The sequence below is a fragment of the Streptomyces collinus genome, from assembly GCF_031348265.1.
Taxonomy (GTDB): domain Bacteria; phylum Actinomycetota; class Actinomycetes; order Streptomycetales; family Streptomycetaceae; genus Streptomyces; species Streptomyces collinus.
In genome coordinates, this window is the sequence record NZ_CP133771.1 from 2,534,033 (window position 1) to 2,551,421 (window position 17,389).

General features: G+C 71.3%; 18 protein-coding genes. 3 read left to right on the top strand and 15 right to left on the bottom strand.

From position 1 onward, the window contains the following. The first annotated feature begins 19 nt into the window (after window positions 1-19). A complete protein-coding gene (locus RFN52_RS11390; RefSeq protein WP_184845688.1) occupies window positions 20-778 on the top strand; it encodes an SDR family oxidoreductase in 759 nt (252 codons plus the stop codon). Window positions 779-1,054: 276 nt separating this feature from the next. Here RFN52_RS11390 and RFN52_RS11395 read toward each other — a convergent pair whose 3' ends face one another. Next, window positions 1,055-2,194 carry a D-alanyl-D-alanine carboxypeptidase family protein gene (locus tag RFN52_RS11395; RefSeq protein WP_184845690.1) on the bottom strand — a complete coding sequence of 380 codons (1,140 nt, stop codon included), beginning with the start codon at window positions 2,192-2,194 and terminating at the stop codon, window positions 1,055-1,057. An 87-nt stretch (window positions 2,195-2,281) separates the two neighbouring features. Further along, window positions 2,282-2,608 (bottom strand): nuclear transport factor 2 family protein, encoded by a 327-nt coding sequence (locus RFN52_RS11400; protein WP_184845692.1) that lies wholly within the window; start codon window positions 2,606-2,608, stop codon window positions 2,282-2,284. Between the two features lie 175 nt (window positions 2,609-2,783). Between RFN52_RS11400 and RFN52_RS11405 the strand changes: the two genes are divergently transcribed. Next, a complete protein-coding gene (locus RFN52_RS11405; RefSeq protein ID WP_184845694.1) occupies window positions 2,784-3,341 on the top strand; it encodes a DoxX family protein in 558 nt (185 codons plus the stop codon). A gap of 56 nt (window positions 3,342-3,397) precedes the next feature. Continuing rightward, window positions 3,398-3,763 (top strand): MazG-like family protein, encoded by a 366-nt coding sequence (locus RFN52_RS11410; RefSeq protein WP_184845696.1) that lies wholly within the window; start codon window positions 3,398-3,400, stop codon window positions 3,761-3,763. A gap of 78 nt (window positions 3,764-3,841) precedes the next feature. Here the strand turns inward: RFN52_RS11410 and RFN52_RS11415 are convergent, their stop codons facing one another. From RFN52_RS11415 to RFN52_RS11475, 13 genes are all read right to left on the bottom strand, one after another. After that, window positions 3,842-4,624 (bottom strand): Rv1363c family protein, encoded by a 783-nt coding sequence (locus RFN52_RS11415; RefSeq protein WP_184845698.1) that lies wholly within the window; start codon window positions 4,622-4,624, stop codon window positions 3,842-3,844. 48 nt (window positions 4,625-4,672) lie between these two features. Further along, a complete protein-coding gene (locus RFN52_RS11420) occupies window positions 4,673-5,137 on the bottom strand; it encodes an Rv1363c family protein (protein WP_184845700.1) in 465 nt (154 codons plus the stop codon). Window positions 5,138-5,157: 20 nt separating this feature from the next. Continuing rightward, complete coding sequence (locus RFN52_RS11425; protein WP_184845702.1) at window positions 5,158-6,435, bottom strand: MCE family protein; 1,278 nt, start codon at window positions 6,433-6,435, stop codon at window positions 5,158-5,160. Further along, complete coding sequence (locus RFN52_RS11430) at window positions 6,432-7,727, bottom strand: MCE family protein (protein WP_184845704.1); 1,296 nt, start codon at window positions 7,725-7,727, stop codon at window positions 6,432-6,434. Before RFN52_RS11430 ends, RFN52_RS11425 begins: the two co-directional genes overlap by 4 nt. Continuing rightward, on the bottom strand, window positions 7,724-8,848 hold the full coding sequence (locus RFN52_RS11435) for an MCE family protein (RefSeq protein WP_184845706.1): 1,125 nt from the start codon (window positions 8,846-8,848) through the stop codon (window positions 7,724-7,726). Before RFN52_RS11435 ends, RFN52_RS11430 begins: the two co-directional genes overlap by 4 nt. Beyond that, window positions 8,845-10,011 (bottom strand): MCE family protein, encoded by a 1,167-nt coding sequence (locus tag RFN52_RS11440; RefSeq protein ID WP_311240932.1) that lies wholly within the window; start codon window positions 10,009-10,011, stop codon window positions 8,845-8,847. The genes RFN52_RS11435 and RFN52_RS11440 overlap by 4 nt, the downstream gene beginning before the upstream one ends. Beyond that, window positions 10,008-11,045: an MCE family protein gene (locus RFN52_RS11445; protein ID WP_184845708.1), complete on the bottom strand. Its 1,038-nt coding sequence runs from the start codon at window positions 11,043-11,045 to the stop codon at window positions 10,008-10,010. Before RFN52_RS11445 ends, RFN52_RS11440 begins: the two co-directional genes overlap by 4 nt. After that, window positions 11,042-12,283 (bottom strand): MCE family protein, encoded by a 1,242-nt coding sequence (locus RFN52_RS11450; RefSeq protein ID WP_184845710.1) that lies wholly within the window; start codon window positions 12,281-12,283, stop codon window positions 11,042-11,044. Before RFN52_RS11450 ends, RFN52_RS11445 begins: the two co-directional genes overlap by 4 nt. Window positions 12,284-12,291: 8 nt before the next feature. After that, window positions 12,292-13,095 carry an MlaE family ABC transporter permease gene (locus tag RFN52_RS11455; protein WP_184845712.1) on the bottom strand — a complete coding sequence of 268 codons (804 nt, stop codon included), beginning with the start codon at window positions 13,093-13,095 and terminating at the stop codon, window positions 12,292-12,294. A 3-nt stretch (window positions 13,096-13,098) separates the two neighbouring features. Further along, window positions 13,099-13,869, bottom strand: coding sequence for an MlaE family ABC transporter permease (locus RFN52_RS11460; RefSeq protein ID WP_184845714.1), 771 nt, complete (start codon window positions 13,867-13,869; stop codon window positions 13,099-13,101). Next, window positions 13,866-14,795, bottom strand: a complete 930-nt coding sequence (locus RFN52_RS11465) for an ABC transporter ATP-binding protein (RefSeq protein WP_184845716.1) — start codon at window positions 14,793-14,795, stop codon at window positions 13,866-13,868. The genes RFN52_RS11460 and RFN52_RS11465 overlap by 4 nt, the downstream gene beginning before the upstream one ends. Before the next feature lie 234 nt (window positions 14,796-15,029). After that, window positions 15,030-16,139: a sigma-70 family RNA polymerase sigma factor gene (locus RFN52_RS11470; RefSeq protein ID WP_184845718.1), complete on the bottom strand. Its 1,110-nt coding sequence runs from the start codon at window positions 16,137-16,139 to the stop codon at window positions 15,030-15,032. Window positions 16,140-16,193: 54 nt separating this feature from the next. Continuing rightward, complete coding sequence (locus RFN52_RS11475; protein ID WP_184853851.1) at window positions 16,194-17,213, bottom strand: lytic transglycosylase domain-containing protein; 1,020 nt, start codon at window positions 17,211-17,213, stop codon at window positions 16,194-16,196. Window positions 17,214-17,389 lie beyond the last annotated feature (176 nt).

The following is a 17,389-nucleotide window of genomic DNA, read 5'->3' on the forward strand; positions in this document are numbered from 1 at the left end:
TCCCGTACGCTGCGGGCCCATGAATGCCAAGGACAATGCGATCGCGGTGGTGACCGGGGCGGGTTCCGGCATCGGCCGGGCGGTCGCCGTGGAACTGCTGCGCACGGGCTGGTCGGTGGCGCTGGCGGGCCGGCGCGCGGAGACACTGGAGGAGACGGCGGCCCTGGCACCCGGGGCCGCGTCTCTGACGGTGCGCACGGACGTCTCCCGCCCCGAGGACGTGAGCGCCCTGTTCGCCGCGACCGTCGAGCGCTTCGGCCGGGTCGACCTGCTGTTCAACAACGCCGGCACGTTCGGCCCCGGCGGCGTCCCGGTCGAGGAACTGCCCTTCGAGGCCTGGCGGCACGTGGTGGACACCAACCTCAACGGGGCGTTCCTGTGCGCGCAGGCGGCGTACCGGCAGATGAAGGAGCAGGACCCGCAGGGCGGCCGGATCATCAACAACGGCTCCATCTCCGCGCACACGCCCCGCCCGATGTCGGTGGCCTACACGGCGACCAAGCACGCGCTGACGGGCCTGACGAAGTCCCTCTCCCTGGACGGGCGGCCGTACGGGATCGCCGTCGGGCAGATCGACATCGGCAACGCCGCCACCGACATGACGTCCCGTATGCAGACGGGAGCGCTCCAGGCGAACGGGGAAGTCGCCCCGGAACCGGTGATGGACGTCGCGGACGTGGCCCGCACGGTGCGGCACATGGCGGAGCTGCCGCTGGAGGCGAACGTGCAGTTCGCGACCGTACTGGCGACGGCGATGCCGTACATCGGACGCGGCTGAGCGCACGACGGAGTTCGTCAACTCGTCAACCTGCACAAACGGAATAGCAACGTCCGCCCCATTGCGGCCGGTAGGGGACTTATGCTCAACTCTCCTACACCAAAGCTTCACAGTTGGAGCAGATCGCTTCCGCAGGCCACATCCAGGGGGGAGGCGGCAGTCGTTCCACCGCACCGGGTGGGGGTGGATTCCGCGAGGGACCGCGGAGTACGCACCGGTGCGCGTGGAACGGCTGCCGCACAGCTCAAGGACCGGACGCGGTCCTGCCGGTGACCGTCATTCCCGGTGCCGCCCCCGCGCCCGCACGGGCGCCCGCCGTCGGCGCAGCGCCCAGGCGCCGCCCGCGAGCAACGCGACCGCGGTTCCGGCGCCTTCCACCAGCCGCCCCGCCGAGGGCCCACGCGCGACGGTGCCGCCGGCGACCGTACCGCCGGCACCGGATCCGCTCGTGGGTGACGGCGCCGTCCCGTGTCCCTCACCCACCGGCTCCACCAGCGTGCCCACCGGCCGCGCCGCCGCACCCTGAGCGAAACCCCAGTCGAGCAGCGCGGCGGCCTGCTCGTAGACGGCGTTGGTGCTGTCGGCGGGGTGCATGACGGTGACGAGCAGGGTGCGCCCGCCGCGCGTCGCGGCACCGGTGAAGGTGTTGCCGGCATTGCTGGTGTAGCCGTTCTTCACACCGATCAGCCCCGGATACGCCCGCAGCCCCCACGTACCGCTCAGCAACCGGTCGGTGTTCTGTATCTGGAACGTCTTCCCGCCCCCGGCCGGGAAGTCCGCCGTCCGCGTCCGGCAGTAGGAACGGAATCCCGGGTCGCGCAGTCCGTGCCGGGCGAACAGCGTCAGGTCGTACGCCGAGGAGACCTGCCCCGGGTGGTCGAAGCCGTCCGGGCTGACCACGTGCGTGTCCAGGGCCCGCAGCTCCCGCGCCTTGGCCCGCATCTCGGCGACGGTCCTCGCCACCCCGCCGTTCATGTGGGCCAGGACGTGCACCGCGTCGTTCCCCGAGCGCAGGAAGACGCCCTGCCAGAGCTGGTCGACGGTGTACGTGGTCCCGGCCCGGATGCCGACGAGGCTGGAGCCCGCCGGGATGCCGGCGAGGTCGGCGGCGGTGACGGTGTGCCGCCCGCCGCGCGGCAACCGGTCGAGCAGCGTGTCGGCGAACAGCATCTTCAGCGTGGACGCGGGCGGCAGCCGCCGGTGCGCACGGTGGGCGGCCAGCACCTGGCCGGTGTCGTGATCGGCGACGAGCCAGGACCGGGCGGTGAGCCGCCGGGGCAGTCCGGTGGTGCTGCCCGCCTGCACGGTGTCGCGGGCGAGGCGGTCGCCGCCGAGGACGGGGCGGGTCCCTGATGCGGGGGCCGCGACGGCCAGGGCGAGCAGCGTACGTCGGGACAGCCGGGCGGAGTCGCACATCCCGCGACGGTACGAAGCGGAACCGCGTGGGCGGGCCCGGAACGTTCAAAGACTGCCCCAAGGTCCCGCAAGGACCTGCCGGGAAACTCAGGCCTGGCCGGTCTCGAAGCGCGTGATCCTGCCGTCGTCGTCCACGGTGAAGCTCCACCGGGTGCGCATCTCGCCCCAGGTGTCGTTGCTGTAGCGGGCGATGAGGGAACGGCCGCCGTTGGACTCGTTGTCGACCTCCATGTGACCGTGCGAGGAGAAGATCTCCCGGTCCACCCAGTCGACGAGGTCCCGGTCGGAACCGTCGTCCGTCATGGTCGCGCCCGGCGCGAGGAGCGCCATGAAGCTCTCGCGGTCGTGGTGGTTCACGGCGGCCACGAAGGCCCGGACGGCCGGATCGCTCAGGCGCGTGGTCTGAATCGTCATGCGAGCCAGCCTCGTACCGGCCACCGCCGCCCGCCACCCGTGCCACCCGAACGGCCTCCCGGACGGGGCCGCCGGGTGTAGCGGGGTGTGAGTGGTGCGACGGTGGAAACGCGAAGAGGAGGAGAGCCCCTCTGTTCCTGCTGTCCCGTACCTGCTGTCTGCTCCGGGAGTCGACGTGAGGCGTAACGACCGACGTGATCTGGGCCTGCTGCTGCTCCGGCTGGGGACGGGCGGTGCTCTGGCGGCCCACGGCGCGCAGAAGCTGTTCGGATGGTTCGGCGGGCACGGCATCGAGGGGACCGGCCAGTTCATGGAGTCCGTCGGCTACGTCCCCGGCAAGGCGAGCGCGACGGCGGCGGGCCTCGCGGAGACCGGCGGCGGCACGCTGCTGGCCCTGGGCCTGGCCACCCCGGCCGCGGGCGCGGCGGCGGCCGGCGCGATGGCGGGGGCGGCGGCGGTGCACGCCCCGAACGGCTTCTTCAACCAGGGCGGCGGCTACGAGTACGCGGCGACGCTGGGCCTCACGGCAGCGGGCCTGGCCATCACGGGCCCGGGCCGCCTCTCCGTCGACCACCTGCTCGGCCACGCGGTGAACCGCGGCTGGATGATTCCCGCGGCCTTCGCGGCGACGGCGGCGGGCACGGCGGTGGTGGTGGGCTCCCGGGCGAGGCGCCTGCGGAAGGCGAAGGAGGGCGAGCAGGAGGCGTTGTTCGAGGAGGAGTACATGGAGTAGGGGGCGGAGGAGCCGGGACCCGGCGCTGTCAGTGCCCCATGGCAGGCTACGCCCCCATGAACGAACAGTCCCCCGCCCCTGAACTCTGGTCCAGCATCGACGCCTTGTACGAGTGGCTCGACACCAACCGCCCGGTAGAGGGCCGCGAGGGCCTCCTCCTGCGCATCCTGAAACTCTCCGAGGAGGTCGGCGAGGTCTCGCAGGCGGTGATCGGGGTGACGGGGCAGAACCCGCGCAAAGGGGTCACGCACACGTGGGAGGACGTGGAGGCGGAGTTGTGCGACGTCGTCATCACGGCGCTGTTGGCGCTGCGGACCCTGACGCCGGAGGCGCGAGAGGTCTTTGCACGGCACCTGGAGCGGGTGACACGACGGTCCACGGCGCACTCGGCACAGGCGGACGTTCCTCGTCAGTCGCTCTGATCACCGGGCAACGCACAAGAGCCCGTCCGCCTTTCCGTTGACTGGCCCGGTGTCGTCCACGGGATCCCGGTCCTGCCTTCACAGCGCGTCCACCGCGCTCACCTTCCACTCGCCACCCGTACGGTCCATCGTCATCCGCACCCGGTTCTGGTCCACGCGGGACCCCGACACCTGAGTGCTCTCGGTGACCTGGTTGACGAACAGCAGGACGACGACCTTGTCGGGGGAAGCCGAGACGACGGAGGCGGCCGGGGCGCCGCCGGAGCCGGGGGCGGCGACCCTTGCCTTCACGACGCCGTGGTACTTCTCGGCCGTCGGGGCGACCACGGTCTTCGTGGTCTTGCCGTACTCGTCGCGGAAATCGCCGGTCAGGTGGGCGCGGGCCCGTGAGAAGTCCTTCTCCAGGTGGCGGTAGTCGTACGACAGGACGATCGGTGCCGCTGTGCGCGCGGCCGAGAGCGCCTCGGTCCGGGCGGTCTCCGTCAGGCGGCCGTCGCGGTACTGCCGTCCCAGCGCGGCCAGCGCGACCAGGCCGGCGACGAGCAGGACGGCCAGGAGCAAGGTGAGCAGCTTCCGTCGGCCGCCGGAGCCGGGCTCGCTGCGCTCCTGCGGCCCGTCCTCCCCGAACGACTCCGGCGACGGCTCCGGCGGGTCGTCCCAGCCGTGCTTCGGGGCCTCGATGAGGACGGTGCGTCCGGCGAGTGGCCGCTCGGCCCGGCGCGGGGACTCCTCGTGGGCGGCCGTCACCGCGCCCGCTTCGCGGTGGCCGCGCTCCGCGCGCTTCGCCGCCGCGCGGGCGGCGGCCGTCATGGTGCGGCGGGTGCCGGGACCGGGGGCGCGGCCGGTGGTCGTCTTCGGCATGGTGGTACTCCTCGTCGGTGCTTGTCGGTCGGCGAATCGGCCCGTGAATCAGCCGACGAACTCGACGTCGGACGTCAGCCAGCGGCCGTCCTTGTGTACGAGGTCGAGCTGGAGCCGGTAGGTGCGCGCCTCTCCCCCGGGCACGGCGGTGTTGGTCACCTTGCTGTCGGCGACCACCAGCACACGGGCCGAGTTCTCGTCGGAGCGGACGATGCCCGCCTCCAGGACCTGGCCTTGGGACACGGACTTGTTCTGGGCCACCAGCTTCGTCAACTGCTCCGTCTGGGCGGTGAACTGCTTCTTGAAGTCGCCCGTCGCGCCCGCCAGGACATTCGCGCTGTCGCGGTCGTAGTGCCGGTAGTCGAGGGAGGTGAAGTTCAGTGCCGACTGGCGGGCCGCGGCCAGGATGCCCTGGCGTCGGTGGTCCGCCTCGTTCGTTTCGTAGATTCCGAAGGCCAGCCAGAGCGCCAGTGCTGTGGTGACGACGGTCGCCGCGACGAGTCCCGCCGTCATCACTCGGGGTCGTACCTGCCTCATGCCATGGGGCCGACGAGCAGCCATTGCCACGACTCCTTTCCGAACACGGCCTGCTGGCCGCCCGTCGAGCCGATCTCGACGTTGTTTCCGTCCGGGCCGGTGGTGGTGCCGGTCTCCGGGTCGTACGGGGTGACGTACGCCGCCTGGTTCGCTCCCCCGCCGGAGGCCGACGCGCCCGGGGCGTTCTGCGCGCCCCGCACCGACGACTGGCTACCGCGCGGGAGAGTGCAGCGGGCGCCGGTGTTCGCCTCGCGTGTGCTGGTGTCCGCGGGGTCGCGGCGTGCCGTGCCGTACCCCTGAGTGCAGGCCGGCGGGTCGTCGGCGTTCAGCACCAGGCCGAAGTGGGTGGTGCCGTCGCCCGGGACGACCGTGTAGCTGCCCGCGACCATCAGCGGGAAGGTGACCAAGGCCTGCTCCACACCGGGGAGGCGGGCCAGCGTGACCTGGCCGCCGCTGATCAGGTTGGCCAGCAGGACCGACAGCTGCGGCCCGGCCGACTTCAGCAGGGAGTTCAGCTCCTGCGCCGCCGGCCGCGCGTTGCCGATCAGCTTGCGCAGGTCCCCGTCACTGGACTTCAGCTGGGCTGACAGCGACGCCAGATCGCGCGCGAACGACTTGATCGAAGAGCCCTGGTCGGCCTGCGTCTTGAGGACCTTCCGTGAGTCCTCGATCAGGGCGATCGTCTCCGGCAGTGCCTCGGACGCCGACTCGACCAGGGTGTTGCCCGAGTCCACCAGGCGGCCCAGGTTCGGGCCGGTGCCGGCGAACGCCTTGCCCAGTTCGTCGACCGTGACCCCCAGGTCGTCCTTGCCGACCGAGTTCACCAGGCGGTCCAGGCCGAGGACCATGTCCGTCGTGGACAGCGGCACCCGCGTGCTCTCACGGGGGATCGTGCTGCCCTCCAGCAGGTACGGGCCGCGGGAGGACCGAGGCTGGAGGTCGACGTACTGCTCGCCCACCGCTGAACGGTTCGCCACCACCGCCAGCGTGTCCGCCGGGATGCGCGGCGCCCCGTCCTCGATGTCGAGCGTGACCGAGACGCCTTCCCGGCCGGCCAGGCGCAGGGCGCCGACCTTGCCCACCGGCACCCCGCGGTAGGTGACCTCGGCACCGGGGAACACGCCCCCGGAGTCGGCGAAGTCGGCCCGCACGGTGTAGCCGCGGTCCAGGACCTCGTCCACCAGGCCCGTGTACTCGGCGCCGACGTACGACACGCCCACGGCGGTGAGGGTGGCGAAGGCGATCAGTTGCGCCTTGACCGTACGGGTGATCACGGCCGGACCCCCTTCAGCATCAGCTCGGCGAGTTCGAGGTCGATCCCCTCGGGCCAGTCGCCCCCGGTGCGGTGGCCGCCGGAGCCGTAGCCGGCGGTGCACACCGGCGGACACAGCGGGTCGTCACCGCCCGAGGGTGCCGACGGCACGCTCGGACCGCTCGGCAGCGCGGTGGGCTTCGGCACGTCCGGCAGATCCGGTGCCTCCGGGAGATCCGGTACGTCCGGCAGGTCCGGGGCCTCGGGAAGCTCCGGTGTCCGCGTGTCCCCGCCGTTCCGGCCGCCCGGCTCGTCCGTCAGGTTGCCGTAGATCCCGGGCAGATCGAGGTCCGCCGTGATGTGCAGGTTGACGTAGTCGCCCTTGATGGCGTCCACCACGTTGCGCGGGAACGGGTACGTCGTCAGCAGTTCCAGGGAGTTGGGCAGGTCGCTGCCCGCCTTGTTGAGCTGTCGCAGGATCGGCCGCAGCCGCTTGAGGTTGGCGACCGTGTCCTCGTGGGAGGCGTTGACCACCTTGGTGCCGGTCTTGCCCAGCTTGGACAGGGCGGTGAGCATCCTCGTCAGATCGCGGCGCTGGTCGGCCAGGACCTTCAGGGCGGGCGGCATCGTGTCGACGGCCTCGGCGATCGTCTTCTTCTCCTTGCCCAGCCGTTTGGCCAGCCGGTCCACGGCCTTCAGCGCGCGGACGATGTCCTGGCGCTGGTCGTCCAGGCCGCCGATGAAGGTGTCGAGCTCCTTGAGCAGGGACTTGACCCGGTTCTCCCGGCCTTCCAGGGCCTTGTTCAGCTCCGTGGTGATCGTCTTGAGCTGGGCCACGCCACCGCCGTTGAGCAGGGCGGACAGCGCGGACAGCACCTCCTCGACCTCCGGGTTGCGGCCGCTGCGGGACAGGGGGATCACGTCGCCGTCGCGGAGCCGGCCGACCGGTGTGCCTTCCGGCGGCGCGGCCAGCGCGACGTACTTCTCACCGAGCATGCTGGTCTGCCGCAGCCCGGCCACGGCGTTGGCGGGCAGCTTCACCGAGTCGGCGACCCGGAGGCGGACCCTCGCGTGCCAGCCCTCCAGCTCCACCTTCTCCACCGCGCCCACGGTGACGTTGTCGACCTTGACCGCCGACTGCGGCACCAGGTCGAGGACGTCGCGGAACTCGACGGTGACGTGGTAGGCACGGCCGTCGTCGGCGGCTCCGCCGGGGAGCGGGACGTCGTACCAGCCGTTGAACTCGCAGCCGGACAGCAGCAGTGTCCCGACGGCCGCCCACGCGACGGCCCCGCCCTTGCGCAGCGGCCTCATGCGCGTGCCCCCAGGATTCCGCCGAGGGTGCGGTCGACCGTGCCGGTGGCCGCAGTGCCGTCGGGTGCTTCGGGCACTTCGGGCAGGGAGTCGAAGAGGGTCCTCAGGTCCCGGCAGTCGGTCTTCTCCCCTGTCGTCTTCAGGATCGAGCACAGCAGGGAGGCCGGATCCTGCGGGTGGTCGGGGTTGTTGCGGGTGTCGAGGGTGCCGGCGGCGGGGTTGTAGGCGTTGTTCAGGTTCGACATGCCCGTCGGCGCGACCTCCAGCAGCTCCTCCAGCGCCGCCCGCTGGGTGACGAGCACCTTGGTCACCTTGCTCAGGCCCTCCACGTTCGACGTCAGGGACTTCTTGTTCTTCTTCACGAAGGCGGACACGTCACCGAGGGCCGTGCCGAGGTGTTTCAGCGCGGCCGCCAGGTCCTTGCGCTCGCCCGCGAGTTGCCCGGCGACCTTGGCGAGGCTGCTGTTGAACGACCGCACGCTCTTGTCGTCCGCCGCCAGCGCCGCCGTGAACACCTGAAGGTTGCGGACCGTGCCGAACAGGTCCGTGCGGCCGTCGGACAGGGTCGTGACCGCCTCCGAGAGGTCCTCCACCGTCTGGTGCAGGTTCTCGCCCTGGCCGTCGAGGTTGTCGGCGCTGACGCCGAGCAGCCGTGACAGGGCGCCGTCCTTGTTGGCGCCCTCGGGTCCCAGCGCCTCGGCCGTGGTGTGCAGGCTGTCGAAGACGCGGTCCAGTTCGACGGGCACGGCCGTGCGCGACTCGGGGATCTCGTCCCCGTCCCGCAGTACCGGGCCGCTCCGGTACACCGGCAGCAGCTGCACGTAACGGTCGCTGACCACCGAGGAGTTGATGATCGCGGCCTGTGCGTCCGCCGGGACCTTGCGGTCCGCGTCGTACTCCAGCTCCACCCGCACCCGGCCGCCCTCCGGCGTGATCTTCCTGACCTCGCCGATCCGCACGCCCAGCACGCGGACGTCCGAGCCGGGATAGATGCCGACGGTGCGGGGGAAGTACGCCGTGACGCGGGCCGGCTCGGTCCGCGGCCACAGGACACAGGTGAGCGCGGCGACCAGGGCCAGGACGGTCAGCAGGGCCAGGCTCTTCTTCCAGCGGTTGCTCACCGCGCACCTCCCGTTCGCGTCCTCGGTACCACCGGGGCGGCGACCAGGTTCTGGACGTAGGAGTCGAACCAGCGGCCGTTGCCGAGGGTGTTGGTGAAGACGCGTACGTAGGGAGCCAGGAGCTTGATGCTCCGCTCCAGGCCGGCTTGGTTGCGTTCGAGCATCTTCACCACGGTGTTGAGGCCCTTGAGCGCGGGCCCGATCTCCTTGTCGTTGTCCTGGACCAGGCCGGAGAGCTGGATGCCGAGCGCGGCGGAGGTCTTCAGCAGCTTGTGGATCGCCGCACGCCGCTTGCTGATCTCCTGGAACAGCTTGTCGCCGTCCTCGACCAGGGCGGTGAAGTCGCCCGACCGGTCGGCGAGTACGCCCGTCACGCCGTTCGCATGGTCGAGGAGCTCCCCGAGGGCCTTGTCGCGCGAGGCCACCGTCCGGGAGATCTTCGACAGGCCCTTGATGGACTCCCGTACCTCCTGCGGTGAGTCCTCGAAGGTGGTGGAGATGGTGTCCAGGGCCTTGGCCAGCCGGTCGGTGTCGACCTTCTCCGTCGTGGTGGTGAGATCGCTGAACGCCTGCACGACGTCGTACGCGGGGACGGTCCGCTCCAGCGGGATCTCGCTGCCGGGCTCCAGCCGGCCCCGCCCCTTGGGGTGCAAGGCGAGGTACTTGGCGCCGAGGATCGTCTTGACCCGGATCGACGCTCCGGTCCCGGTGCCGAACGCCGGCTCGTCCTTGATCTTGAAGGTGACCTTCACGTGGTCGCCGTCCAGGTCGACCTCCTCGACCTTGCCGACCTTGACCCCGGCGATCCGCACCTCGTCGCCCGGCTTGAGACCGCCCGCCTCCGCGAAGGCGGCGCTGTACGTCTCGCCGTCGCCGATCACCGGCAGGCGGTCGGCGTTGAACGCGGCCACGGTCAGCAGTGCGAGGACGGTGAGTCCGACGGCGCCGATGACGATGGGATTGCGTTCGCGGAAGGGGCGGAGGTGCGGACGGCGGAGCCGTATCCTCGGCAACTTCGGCGGGTCGACGCGGACCTTGACCAGCGGCTGTGGACGCGGCTTGCGGCGGGGCAGGAGCCGTACCTCCGGCAGCCGTACCCTCGGCAGCTTCGGCGGTTCCACCCGCACCTTGACCAGCGGCTCCGGGCGGCGCTTGCGGCTCATGCCCCGCACCTCGCCCTCGCCACGTGCATCTCGGGCGTGAGCACCTGCTTCGTCTTCGGCAGCACGATCCGGCCGTCGAAGTCGCACAGGTAGAAGTTGAACCACGAGCCGTAGGACGCCGTCCCCGTCAGCTCGGTGAGCTTGTTCGGCAGCCTCTTCAGCACGCCCTCCACGGTCTTCTCGTTGTCGTTCAGCGTCCCGGTGAGGTCGGTCAGTTCCGCGATGTCGTCCTTGAGCGGCGGGCGCGCGTCCTTCAGCAGGCCCGAGGTGGCCTCCGTCAGGTCGCCGATGCTCACCAGCGACTCCCCGATGGGCTTGCGGTCGGCGGACAGGCCGGAGATGACCCGGCGCAGCTGCTTGAGCAGTCCGGAGAAGCGGGCGCCGCGCTTGTCGAGCGTCTTCAGCACGGTGTTGAGGTTGTCGATCACCGAGCCGATCAGCTTGTCGCGGCCGGCCAGCGTCGTGGTGAGCGACGCGGTGTGCGTCAGCAGGCTGTTGACGGTGCCGCCCTCGCCCTGGAGGGTCTTGATGATCTCGGTGGCCAGCTGGTTGACGTCCTTCGGGCTGAGCGCGGCGAACAGCGGCTTGAAGCCGTTCAGCAGCGCGTTCAGGTCGAGGGCGGGCTGGGTGCGCGCGAGCGGGATCGTGCCGCCGGGGCGCAGCCGGGTGCCGTCGCCGGCGCCCTCGGTCAGCGCGACGTAGCGCTGACCGACCAGGTTGCGGTAGCGGATGACGGCGCCGGTGCTGATGAGCAGTGGCCGGTCCCGGCTGACCGTGAAGGTGACCTCGGCCAGCGTCCGGTCCTTGATCCGGATGCCCGCGACCTCGCCGACCCGCACTCCGGCCACCCGGATGTCGTCACCCTCCTCCAGGCCGGTGACATCGCTGAATACCGCGCGGTACTCGTGCTCGGGCGTGAGGGAGATGTTCACGATGGTCGCAGCGAGCAGGGCCGTCGCCACCACCGTCACCAGCGCGAAGAGACTGAACTTGATCAGCGGAGCGGCGGTCTGCCGGGCACCTGTGGTACTCATGCGACGCTCACCGCCGTCCCGCGCGCCATCGGCCCGAACAGCAGCGTCGCGACCGGCGGCACCTCGTCGGCGGGCACGCCCAGCACCGGCGCCACGAGCGAGCCGACGGCCCGCTGCTCGGCCCGGGTGGCGGAGACGCCGAGCGGACCGCCCGAGGCCGTACCCGGCTCTTTGGAACCGTCATCGAGGTGGGCGCCGGGGGCCGGCACCGGAGGGTGCGGCAGATCACGGCAGTTCGGGCCCGCCCGCTCGCCGTAGCGCGGTTCCTCACCCGGTTCGTACGCACCCTGCGGTCGTACGACCTCCAGCGTGATGTGCATCTTCCCGCCCCGGAACGCCTCCTCGGACGCCTTCTCCTGCCGGACCAGGCCGGCCAGCAGACAGGGGTACTGGGGCGAGTAACGGGCGAACAGTTCCAGCGTGGGGCGGGAGACCCGGCCGAGGGTGATCAGCCGGTCGCCGTTGGCGTCGAGGAAGCCCTCGGCGGTGCCCGCGACGGTCGCCGTGGTCGTCAGAGCCGCCGCCAGCCGGTCCTTCTGCTCGACGATCGTGCGGCTGGTGGTGACGGTGTTGCGCAGGATCTCCATCAGGTCGGGCGCCGCGTCGCCGTACATCTCGGCGACGTCGGCGAAGCGTGCGATGTCCTCTTTCAGGGACGGCAGGTGCGGATTGAGGCGGCGCAGGTAGGCCTCCACTCGCGTGAGGTTGTCGCCGATCCGGTCGCCGCGTCCCTCCAGGGCGGTGGCGAACGCGGAGAGCGTGGCGTTGAGCTTGCCGGGCTGCACGGTCCGCAGCAGGGGCAGCAGGTCGTTCATCAGTTGCTGGACCTCGATGCCGACGCGGGTGCGGTCCTGGGTGATGACGTCCCCGGCGCGGATGGGCCGGCCCGATGAGCCGCGCGGTGCGATCAGGTCGACGTACTTCTCGCCGAACAGCGTCTTGGGCAGCAGGCGCGCGTGCACGTCGGACGGGATATGGGCGACGTGCTCCGGCTTCAGCGCGATGTCGAGCGTCGCCTTCGTCCCGTCGGCCCGCACCTCGCGCACCTCGCCGACCAGCAGCCCGCGCAGCTTGACGTCGGCGCGCGGATCGAGCTGGTTGCCGAGGCTGTCGGCCTCCAGCGTGATCCGCACGACCGGCGTGAACGCCTGCCGGTAGACGGCGACGGACAGGGACAGCAGCAGTGCGAGCACGGCGATGAAGACGACGCCGTACAACCTCAGTCGCAGCACCCTCATTCGGCGGCTCACCCCGCGATCCGTACGGTCGTGCTGGCGCCCCAGATCGCCAGCGACAGGAAGAAGTCCAGGACGTTGATCGCCACGATCGAGGTCCGCACCGCACGGCCCACCGCGACGCCGACGCCCGCCGGGCCGCCGCTCGCGTAGTAGCCGTAGAAGCAGTGCACCAGGATGATCAGGACGGCGAAGACCAGCACCTTCCCGAAGGACCACAGCACGTCCACCGGGGGCAGGTACTGCTGGAAGTAGTGGTCGTACGTGCCCGTGGACTGCCCGTAGTAGCCGGTGGTGATGGTGCGGGCGGCCAGGTACGAGGACAGCAGGCCGATCACGTACAGCGGGATGACGGCCACGAACCCGGCGATCATCCGGGTCGTCACGAGGAACGGCAGCGAGGGCACGCCCATGACCTCCAGCGCGTCGGTCTCCTCGCTGATCCGCATCGCGCCGAGCTGGGCGGTGAACCCGGCGCCGACGGTCGCGGAGAGGGCGAGCCCGGCCACCAGCGGGGCGATCTCACGGGTGTTGAAGTACGCCGAGAGGAACGCGACGAAGTTGGAGGTGCCGAGCTGGTTGAGCGCGGCGTACCCCTGCAAGCCCACTTCCGTGCCGGTGAAGAACGACAGGAAGGCGATCACGCCGACCGTGCCGCCCACGACGGCGAGCGCGCCCCGCCCGAAGCTCACCTCGGCGAGCAGCCGCAGGATCTCCTTCTTGTAGCGGCGCAGGGTGCGGCCGGTCCAGGCCAGCGACCGCCCGTAGAAGGACAGCTGGGCACCCAGCTCCTCCAGACGACTCAGCAGCGCCATGCCTCAGCCCTTCTGCGGAACGACTTGGAAGTACACGGCGGTCATCACGAAGTTCGTCACGAACAGCAACATGAAGGTGATCACCACCGACTGGTTCACCGCGTCGCCCACACCCTTGGGCCCGCCCTTCGCGGTCAGCCCTTTGTAGGAGGCGACGATGCCGGCGATCGCACCGAACACCAGCGCCTTGACCTCGGCCGCCCACAGGTCGGAGAGCTGGGCGAGGGTGGTGAAGGAGGCCAGGTAGGCGCCGGGAGTGCCGTTCTGGAGGACGACGTTGAAGAAGTAGCCGCCTGCCACCCCGACCACCGACACCAGGCCGTTGAGCAGCACCGCCACCAGCATCGACGCCAGCACGCGGGGAACGACCAGCCGGTGGATGGGGTCGATGCCCAGCACCTGCATCGCGTCGATCTCGTCGCGGATCTTCCGCGCCCCGAGGTCGGCGCAGATCGCCGTGCCGCCGGCGCCCGCGATCAGCAGCGCGGTGACGATCGGCGAGGCCTCGCGCAGCACGGCGAGGACGGAGGCGGCCCCGGAGAAGGACTGGGCGCCGAGCTGCCGGGTCAGACTGCCGATCTGGAGCGCGATGACCGCCCCGAACGGGATGGAGACCAGGGCCGTCGGCAGGATCGTCACGCTCGCGACGAACCACGCCTGCTGAATGAACTCCCTTGCTTGGAAGGGCCGTCGGGGGATCGTCCGGACGACGTCCAGCGCCATCGCGAAGAGGCTGCCGGAGTGCCGCAGCGCTCCGGCCGGTGACAGGCTCATGCGCCGGCCACCTCCTTCTGGTGGAGACGGGCCTCGCGCCGTGCGATCGCCTGCCAGCGGGGCGGGCGGGTGATGCCCGGTCCCGGCAGCAGGCGGGGAGTCAGCTGCTGCACGCGCGCGCTGTCGTCGATCTGCGCGAGCTCCTGCTCGACCTGCGCCGCGTCCTTCTCCTCCGCCATGCCGATGGGGCCCTGCATCCGGCCGTTCAGGAACTGCCGTACGACCGGCTCGTCGCTGGTCAGCAGCTCTGCGCGCGGCCCGAACATCACCAGCTCGCGGCGGAAGAGCAGCCCGATGTTGTCCGGCACCTGGCGGGCCGAGGCGATGTCGTGCGTGACGATCAGGAAGGTCGCGTCGATCTGGGCGTTGAGGTCGACGATGAGCTGGTTGAGGTAGGCGACGCGGACCGGGTCCAGGCCCGAGTCGGGTTCGTCGAAGAGGATGATCTCCGGGTCCAGGACGAGGGCCCTGGCCAGCCCGGCGCGCTTGCGCATCCCGCCGGAGATCTCGCCGGGTAGCTTCCCCTCGGCGCCGATCAGCCCGACCATGTCCATCTTCTCCAGCACGATGCGCCGGATCTCGCTCTCGGACTTACGGGTGTGCTCGCGCAGCGGGAAGGCGATGTTGTCGTACAGGTTCATCGAGCCGAACAGCGCGCCGTCCTGGAACAGCACGCCGAAGAGCTTGCGCACCTCGTACAGGTCGTGCTCGCGGAGCTTGGTGATGTCCCGGCCCTGGATCGTGATCGAGCCGCGCTCCGGCTTCAGCAGTCCGACGAGCGTCTTGAGGAACACGGACTTGCCCGTGCCCGAGGGGCCGAGCATGACCGAGACCTCCCCGGCGGGCAGCGTCAGCGAGACGTCCTGCCAGATGACCTGGTGACCGAAGGACTTGGTCAGCCCTTCCACACAGATCTCGACACCCATCCGGTCCACCCTTCAGCCCGCGGAGCAGCTCTGACATCTGCTCTACGGGGAGGGGCCGGGCGTCCGTCGCTCGTGTGGCGGATTTTTTTCGGGAAGGTTTCCGGGCAGCACTCTCGGCTCGGTGTCCGGGCAGCGCTCTCGGGTCGGTGTCCGGGCAGCACTCTCGGGTCGGTGCCCGGGCAGCGCCTTCGGACGGTCGCCCGGCAGCGCTATCGGGCAGGTTCTCCGGCAGCGCTACGGAAGCGGGGTCGACGTGAGCTCGGGGAACGAGGTGGACGGCGCGTCGGATGTCTCGGGAGCTTCCGGGACGGCCGTGGCCGCCGTGTCCGTCGGCACGGCGGAGGGCTCCACCGGCAGGTCGGGGACGTCGGGCACCTGCGGGACCTCCGGCGCGGACAGCCCGGGCAACGGGGCCGCCGGGACCTCCGGAACGTCCGGGACCTGCCCGACGACCGGCACCCCCGGAACGTCCGGGACCTGGGCGACGACCGGGATCTCCGGCAGCGACGGCACGGACAGCGGGAGGAACGATTCACCGACGGGAGCCCCGGCCGCCCCGCGCTCGCCTGCGGCAGCCGTGGGCTCAGTCCCCCGAGGCGTACGGCCCTCGCCACGGCCGTCCGGCCGCATCGTCTCCGTGTCCGGCGTGGCGACCGCGGGCCGAGGCACCTTTCCGCCACCGCCTCCGCTGCCGTCGAGGGCGTACGGCAGCACGAACCCCGCCACCGCCAGGGACGCCGCCGTCGAGGCGACCGCCACGGCCTGTGCCCTGCCGACCCCGCGCGGCCGCCCCCACCCGATCAGGAACAGCGCGAACCCGAGCGTGGCGGCCAGCGACTGCCGCAGCGTCCGCCGGGCCCGGGCCAGCAGCGACTCGACGGTCCGGTAGCTCAGCCCCATCCGGACGGCGACCTGGCCGACGTCCAGGTCCTCCGACTTCAGCCGCAGCGCCTCGGCCTGTCGCGCGGGCAGCTCACCACTGCGCACCGCCAGCCACTTCGCCTCGGCCCGGTCGCACACCGCCTCCTCGACGGGCACCGGACCGGGGGCGATGAGCGTCGGGCTGGTCCGCACCTCGGCCTCGCGGTTCATCTGCCGGTAGCGGTCGACGCACAGGCGCATCGTCACCGTCGTCAGCCAGGCCGCGAGCCGTTCCTCGTCCAGGTCGGGCCGCTCGGCGGCGCGCAGCATCGCCTCATGCACCGCGTCCTCGGCGTCCTCCGCACTCATCGACCTGCGCCGGGCCACCTTGAGCAAATGCTCGCGGTGGCTCCACATGCGGCGCCACCGCTCGTCGACCGCGTGCATCTCCACAGGTGTCTCTGCGGGCATGTCCGTCGCCATGAGGACCCCTTCGCGCTCACCCACCGGCCTCGTGCTGTCCGGCGGGGGGCGACATTACCGCCCAGTATCGGCGGTTGTGGAGGGGGAGACGGTCATCGAGTCCGCGCTGTTACTGGTGAGTGGAGCGCCGCTGGGCAGCAGGTTCTCGCCGGGGAGCTCCATGTCCGGGTCGGTGACGGGGAGTTGCGGCTCGTCCGGCTTCGCGGGTTCGGTGGCCGGGCCGGTTGCGGCCGGGGTTGGGGAGGCGGGGGTCGACGGAGTACGGGACGGCGGGGCACTCGGCCGGGCGGAGGGTGTCCGCGACGGCTTCGGTGTGGCGGCCGGCCGCGACGGCTCCGGGTGCGCGGAGGAGGACCCGGCGGAGCCGTCCGGCACCACCCGGTGCCCTTCCATGAAGTACGTGTACCAGGCCCTGACCGTGCGCAGATAAGCCGTCGAGTGGTTGTAGCCGAGGATCGCCCGGTCCAGCTCGGCGGGGACGGAGAGGTCCCGGCCACCGGCACACAGATACCGTCCGGCGGCGAGTGCCGCGTCGAAGACGTTGTTCGGATCCGTACGCCCGTCGCCGTTGCCGTCCGCACCCCAGCGGGCCCAGGTCGACGGGATGAACTGCATCGGCCCGACCGCGCGGTCGTACGCCTTGTCCCCGTCGTGGACACCTCCGTCGGTGTCCCGGATCAGCGCGAAGGCCACGCCGTCCAGCCGCGGGCCGAGGATCGGCGCCACGGTCGTACCGTCCGACGTCACCCTGCCGCCCCGCGCCTGCCCCGACTCCACCTGCCCGATCGCCGCCAGCAGCTGCCAGCGCAGCCGGCAGCCGGGCGCCTCACGCGCGAGCCGGTCCTCGGCCCGCCGATAGGCGGCGAACACGCTCGCCGGCAGCGCGCCGCCCACCTCCACGACCGCCCCGCCACCGCCCGCGCGCTTCCCGGTCCGCAGCGGCGGAAGCTCCGTGCGGTACGGCGCGTCACCGGACACGCTCGGTCCGTCATCGGCAGGTGCCTGCCGGGGCGCCGGTGCGGACGCCCGCGCCGGGATCACCCCCGGCGCCTGCGACGCGGTGAGCGCCGCCATCGCCACCACCGCGGCCGCCGTACCCCTGACACGTCTGCCCCTGTGCCCTGCCACGTGCTGTTCCCCTCCCTGCGAGCTTCCTGTCGTCTGCTCTACGGGGGAGGGCGGTGGGTCCGTCGCGGGGATTTGCGCACGTTGCGGCTACGGCATAGCCCGCAGGCGGGTGACGAGGTGCT